We start from the raw sequence: 6102 nt of genomic DNA on the forward strand, positions 1-6102 counted from the left end.
TCTCGGTCGTCGGGTGCGGCTCTCGTCGTGGGCGGTCGCGCAGTTCCCCGCGCCCCTGAGGCGCCGAGCGCACCCGGCAGGGCTAGATCTCGATGCAGGTGCGGAGGGCGGAGCCGGTGCGCATCTGGTTGATGGCCTCGTTGATGTCCGCCAGAGGCACCCGGTGGGTGATCAGGGATTCCAGGTCGATGCGGCCCGCGCGCCACAGAGCGATGGCCCGCTCGTAGGACGCGAGGACGTCGCCGCCGCCGTACATGGACGGCAGGATGCGCTTCTCGTCGAAGAACAGCTCGAACATGTTGAGCTGGAGGACGTCGTCCATGGCACCGGCGCCGACCACGACGAGCGTGCCGCCGCGCCGGGTCGTCTCGTACGCGGTGCGGGCGGTGGCCGACTTGCCGACGACCTCGAAGACGTAGTCGAACCCCTCACCGGCCGTCAGCCGCTGCTTGGCGTCGCCGAGCGCGTCCGGGGCGACGGCCTCGGTCGCTCCGAACCGCAGCGCCGCCTCGCGCCGCGACTCCACCGGGTCGACGGCCACGATCTGCGCCGCGCCCTTGAGCCGGGCGCCCTGGATCGCGGAGATGCCGACGCCGCCGCAGCCGATGACCGCCACCGACGAACCGGCCGCCACATCGGCGGTGTTGATGGCCGAGCCGAGCCCGGTGGTGACGCCGCAGCCGATGAGCGCGGCGATGTCGAACGGGACGTCGTCGGGGATCGGGACCGCGCACCCCGCGTCCACCACGACCTCCTCGGTGAACGTACCGGTGCCCGCGAAGCCGAAGACGTCCCCGCCGGGACGCTTGAAGTTGGGGGTGCCGGCGTTCATGAACCCGGCGAGGCAGAGCTGGGTCTGGCCGCGCTTGCAGGCCGGACAGGCGCCGCAGGCGGGCAGCCAGCAGACGAGCACCCGCTGGCCGACGCTCAGCCCGGTGACCCCGTCGCCGACGTCGACGATCTCACCGGCGCCCTCGTGCCCGGGGACGAACGGCGCCGGCTGCGGCAGGACGCCGTTCATCGCGGAGATGTCGGAGTGGCACAGGCCCGTCGCCCGGACCCGGATCCTCACCTTTCCCGGACCGAAGCCGACCGCCTCGACGTCGTCCAGTACTTCGAGTTTGTCCTGGCCTATCTCGTGCAGTACGGCTGCTCGCATGGGGTGCGGCTCCTTCGCGTCTCTGCTGCGTGTACGTCCCTGCGTGTACGTCGTTCAGGTGTGGTCGATGAGCGTGTCCGCCAGGACCGGGGCCTCGTCGCGCTCCACGGCCGTCACCGTCACCTGCACCCGGTTCGGCTGCTGCCACATGCGCACGCGCAGCGTCTCGCCCGGGAAGACGACACCGGCGAAGCGGGTGCTGTAGCGGGTGACGCGGGAGACGTCGCCGTCGAGGGCCGTGTCGACGACGGCCTTGAGGGTCATGCCGTAGCTGCACAGGCCGTGCAGGATCGGCTTGTCGAAGCCGGCCAGCTTGGCGAACTCGGGGTCCGCGTGCAGCGGGTTCCAGTCGCCGGAGAGGCGGTAGAGCAGGGCCTGCTCCTCGCGGATCGGGCGGTCGACGGTGCGGTCGGGCGCGCGGTCCGGGACCTCCAGGCGCTCGGAGGGGCCGCGCTCGCCGCCGAACCCGCCTTCGCCGCGGACGAAGATCTGGGAGTCGGCGGTCCACAACGGCCCGTCGGCGTCGGCGACTTCGGTGCGCAGGACGAGGACGGCCGCCTTGGTCTTGTCGTAGACGGCGGCGACCCTGGACGTGGTCGTCGCCGCGCCCCGCACCGGGATCGGGCGGTGCATCTCGATCGTCTGCCCGCCGTGCAGCACGTGCGCGAGGTTCACGTCGACGCCCGGGGCGCCGAGCCCGCCGACGACTCCCATGCCGGCGCCCGCGACGGTGGCGAAGCTGGGCAGGACGTGCAGCGCCGACTCCAGGGTGTAGCGCAGCTCGTCGGGGTCGGTGGCGGGGACACCGGCGCCGAGGCCCAGGTGGTAGAGCTGGATGTCCTTGTGGTCCCAGGTGATCTCGGCGGACCTGGGCTCGGCGGCCACGGCCTTCGCTGCGTCGATGGGCATCAGACAGGCGCTCCTCAGACTGACGGGTCGTACGGATCAAGACCTCGGTGCGGCCGTCCGCACCGTCGGCCGCACCGAGGTCGTCACGGGCCGGGCAGAACGTGTCCGGCAGAACGCATTCGGTAGAACGCATCCGGTAGAACGTGTTCTCATCCACCCGGCGACCTCATGTATAGCCAAGAGGCGGTGGGTTGGGAAGGGTGCGGCCACACCTTTCTGACTGGGCGTCAGATGGGCCGGGTGTGACATTTGTACCGGCGGACCGTGGACAGTCGTGTCTGCCGCGGGCCCGCCGCCGCTCCGTACCGTCGGTGTCATGACGACAACGACACCGGCGGTGTCCTTCACGGGGGCCGTCAAGACATTCGGGGACGTCCGCGCGGTCGACGGCCTGACGCTGCGGATCGACGCGGGCGAGACGGTCGCGCTGCTCGGCCGCAACGGCGCGGGCAAGTCCACCGCCATCTCCCTGCTGCTCGGTCTGGACGAGCCCGACGAAGGGCGCGTGGAGCTGTTCGGCACGTCGCCGCAGACCGCGGTGCGCGCCGGGCGGGTCGGGGCGATGCTCCAGGAGGGCCGGGCCGTGCCCCGGGTCACCGTCGCCGAACTGGTCGGCTTCGTGGCCCGCCGCTACCCGGCGCCGATGGACGTGCCGGAGGCGCTGCGGCTCGCGGGGGTCGGGGAGCTGGCGGACCGCCGCGTCGACAAGCTGTCGGGCGGCCAGACGCAGCGGGTGCGGTTCGCGGTGGCGCTGGCCGGGAACCCCGCGCTGATCGTCCTGGACGAGCCGACAGCGGCGCTCGACGTGGAGGCCCGGCACGCGTTCTGGGCGTCGATGCGGGCGTACGCGCGGCGCGGCCACACGGTGCTGTTCTCCACGCACTACCTGGAGGAGGCCGACGCGCACGCCGACCGGATCGTCGTCGTCGACCACGGCCGCCTCGTCGCCGACGGCAGCGGGGACGAGCTGCGCCGGGCCGGCGGCGGCAGCCTGGTCGCCTTCGACCTCGCCGGGCGCGGCACGGAGGGGCTCGCGCTGCTGCCGGGGGTGGTCTCGGTGGAGATCCGCGGCGACCGGGCACGGCTGCGCACCGAGGACCCGGACGCCACGGTGATGGCGCTGGCCGCGCTGGACGCCGTACGGAATCTGGAGGTGGCACCGGCCTCCCTGGACGACGCCTTCCTGGCGCTGACCGGCACCGACGACCTCGACGAGCAGCTGGAGCGTGTGTGATGTGGGACTACCTGCGGCTCGAAGTGCGGCGCACGCTGCGCGACGGCCGGTATGTGATCGGCACGGTCGCGATGCCCGTGATGATGTATCTGCTCTTCACCAACCTCGGCTCTGACGACGGAAGTTGGAAGACGACGTCGATGGTCGGGATGGCCGCGTACGGGGCGCTCGGCGCGGCGATGAACACGGCGGGCGGAGTCGCCGAGGACCGGGCGATCGGCTGGCTGCGGCAGCTGCGGATCACGCCGATGGCGCCGTACCAGGGCGTCGTGGGCCGGGCCCTGACGGGCGCGGTGACCGTGCTGCCCGCCGTCGCGGCGGTGCTGGTGGCGGGCGCGGCGGTGAACGGCGTGCGGCTCGACCTGTGGAAGTGGCCGGTCATCGTCGTCCTGCTGTGGCTGGGCTCGCTGCCCTTCACGCTGCTCGGCCTCGGCAACGGCTACCGGCTGACGTCGCAGGCGCTGGGCGGGCTGAACATGCTCTGCTATCTGGGGCTCGCGGTGCTCGGCGGCCTGTGGTTCCCGGTGGCACTGTTCCCCGGCTGGCTGCGGCAGGTGTCGTCGTTCACGCCGACGAACCGGTTCGCACAGCTCGGCACGGCCGTCGCCGACGGGCACGCGCCCTCGCTCGCCGCCCTGGCGATTCTGGTCGGCTGGCTGCTGGCCTTCGGTTCGTACGCTGTGGTCTCGTACCGCAGGGCCGCTCGGACCATCTGAGACGGAACGGGAACGGGGAGTTCTGATCATGGCGCTGAAGGAACAGTGGCGGGCGTGGCAGATCGCGCGCGACGAGTGGAAGGCGGAGAACGCGCGGGTCAAGGCCGAGCAGCGCGCCTGCCGCAAGGAGGGCCGTCCGGTCGAGCAGCTGGGCCCGTCGCTCAACGGGTTCACGATGCTGCCGTGGCTGCTGATGGGCCTGGGCGCCTTCTCCAACCTGATGCAGGGGAAGACACCCAACCCGTGGATCGGCGGCATCGCCCTGCTGACCTTCAACTCCCTCTACATCTATGTGGTGTTCAGGGCCTTCCACAAGGAGACGCGGGAGGCGACGTCCACGCACGTCGCGGTCGGCCTGATGACCGTGCTGACGTGTGCGCTCGCCGGCGGTTACGGCGGCAGCTGGCTGACGTTCTTCCCGCTGCTCGGCCTCGCGGTCGGCGCGCTCGCCCGGGGCCACAACATCGGCCGGATCGGCCTGGGGCTGAGCGTTCTCGGCGGTGTCGTCGGCGCGCTGCGCGAGGGCTGGGACGCGATCAGCGTCTTCTACGGGACGTTCCTGTCCACGATGGTGACGGCGGCGATCCTCTCGCTCGCCGAGACCGTACGTGAACTGCGCTCGGCCCGCGAGGAGTTGGCCCGGCAGGCCGTGGAGAAGGAGCGGCTGCGCTTCTCCCGCGACCTGCACGACCTGCTCGGGCACACCCTGTCGGTGATCGTGGTGAAGTCGGAGGCGGCGCGGCGGCTCGCGCCGCGCAGCATGGACGCGGCCCTGGAGCAGATCACCGACATCGAGGCGGTCGGCCGGCAGGCGCTCACCGAGATCCGCGAGGCGGTCACCGGGTACCGCGAGGGCAGCCTCGCCACCGAGCTGGACAACGCGCGCTCGGCGCTCACCGCCGCCGGGATCGAGCCCGTCGTCCGGCAGTCGGGGCCGCCGCTGTCCGCGCAGACGGAGGCGCTGCTGGGCTGGGTGGTGCGCGAGGCGGTCACCAACGCCGTCCGCTACAGCGCGGCCGGCACCTGCACCGTCACCGTCGAGGGGACGGCGGAGCGGGTGCGGCTGCGGGTCGTCGACGACGGCTCGGGGCCGCCGTCCGGCACGGCCGGTTCCGGGGTCGGCGGCACCGGCCTGAAGGGGCTCACCGAACGGCTCGCCACGGCGGGCGGGTCACTGACGGCCGGGCCGGGGCCGCGCGGCGGATTCACCGTGACGGCCGAACTCCCCGTCGGTGAGGGTGAGTCGGCGCGGGACGCCGAACTGACGGAAGCCAGCACGTAAGGTCACCCCGTGACGACAGAGATGCCGCAGGACCATCGGCCCGCGAAGAGTGTGCGCGTGCTGCTCGCGGAGGACCAGGGGATGATGCGGGGCGCGCTGGCGCTGCTGCTCGGCCTGGAGGAGGACATGGAGGTCGTCGCGCAGGTCTCGGCCGGTGACACCATCGTCGACACGGCGCTGACGTGCCGGCCCGACGTCGCTCTCCTCGACATCGAGCTGCCGGGGCGCAGCGGGCTCGACGCCGCCGCCGAGCTGCGCGATCAGGTGCCGGACTGCCGGGTGCTGATCCTGACCACGTTCGGGCGGCCCGGGTATCTGCGGCGGGCCATGGAGGCCGGGGCCGCGGGGTTCCTCGTCAAGGACGGGCCCGTCGAGGATCTCGCCGAGTCCATCCGCAAGGTGCTGCGCGGGGAGACGGTGGTCGATCCGGCGCTGGCCGCCGCGGCGCTCTCGGCGGGGCCGAGTCCTCTGACGGCGCGGGAGGCCGATGCCCTGCGTGCATCGGCCGACGGGGCGACGGTCTCCGACATCGCCGGGAAGCTGCATCTCTCGGAGTCGACGGTGCGGAACTACCTCTCTTCGGCGATCGGCAAGACGGGCACCCGCAACCGTATGGAGGCCATGCGCTCCGCGCGTCAGCAGGGTTGGCTGTAGAGCGCGGCTCGCGTCGTGGCTGGTCGCGCAGTTCCCCGCGCCCCTGAGCGAGCGGAGCTCGCTTCATCCCGGGTGGAACTCGATCCGTCGGCCGGCACCTTCTCGGCAGAGCTGCTGGTGTCGCCTCCCCTGGTGGACGGTCTGCCGC

Annotated in this window: 6 protein-coding genes; 4 read left to right on the forward strand and 2 right to left on the reverse strand. The window is 72.2% G+C overall.

Features of this window, described 5'->3' with window-relative positions:
* Nucleotides 1-82: 82 nt before the first annotated feature.
* On the reverse strand, nucleotides 83-1159 hold the full coding sequence (locus ABT127_RS32365) for a Zn-dependent alcohol dehydrogenase (RefSeq protein ID WP_351457865.1): 1077 nt from the start codon (nucleotides 1157-1159) through the stop codon (nucleotides 83-85).
* Between the two features lie 54 nt (nucleotides 1160-1213).
* Complete coding sequence (chsH3, locus tag ABT127_RS32370; RefSeq protein ID WP_351457867.1) at nucleotides 1214-2068, reverse strand: enoyl-CoA hydratase ChsH3; 855 nt, start codon at nucleotides 2066-2068, stop codon at nucleotides 1214-1216.
* Nucleotides 2069-2384: 316 nt separating this feature from the next.
* On the opposite strand from chsH3, the gene ABT127_RS32375 reads away from it, so the two are divergent.
* From ABT127_RS32375 to ABT127_RS32390, 4 genes are read left to right on the forward strand one after another with little or no spacing between them, the layout of a single operon-like run.
* Nucleotides 2385-3302, forward strand: coding sequence for an ABC transporter ATP-binding protein (locus tag ABT127_RS32375; RefSeq protein ID WP_351457869.1), 918 nt, complete (start codon nucleotides 2385-2387; stop codon nucleotides 3300-3302).
* A complete protein-coding gene (locus ABT127_RS32380; RefSeq protein ID WP_351457887.1) occupies nucleotides 3302-4018 on the forward strand; it encodes an ABC transporter permease in 717 nt (238 codons plus the stop codon). Before ABT127_RS32375 ends, ABT127_RS32380 begins: the two co-directional genes overlap by 1 nt.
* A 28-nt stretch (nucleotides 4019-4046) precedes the next feature.
* Complete coding sequence (locus ABT127_RS32385; RefSeq protein ID WP_351457872.1) at nucleotides 4047-5300, forward strand: sensor histidine kinase; 1254 nt, start codon at nucleotides 4047-4049, stop codon at nucleotides 5298-5300.
* Nucleotides 5301-5321: 21 nt separating this feature from the next.
* On the forward strand, nucleotides 5322-5954 hold the full coding sequence (locus tag ABT127_RS32390) for a response regulator (protein WP_351457890.1): 633 nt from the start codon (nucleotides 5322-5324) through the stop codon (nucleotides 5952-5954).
* Nucleotides 5955-6102: the final 148 nt, after the last annotated feature.

Origin of the sequence: Streptomyces sp. NPDC001904 (genome assembly GCF_040297005.1) — a bacterium.
In the GTDB taxonomy this organism is placed as follows: domain Bacteria; phylum Actinomycetota; class Actinomycetes; order Streptomycetales; family Streptomycetaceae; genus Streptomyces.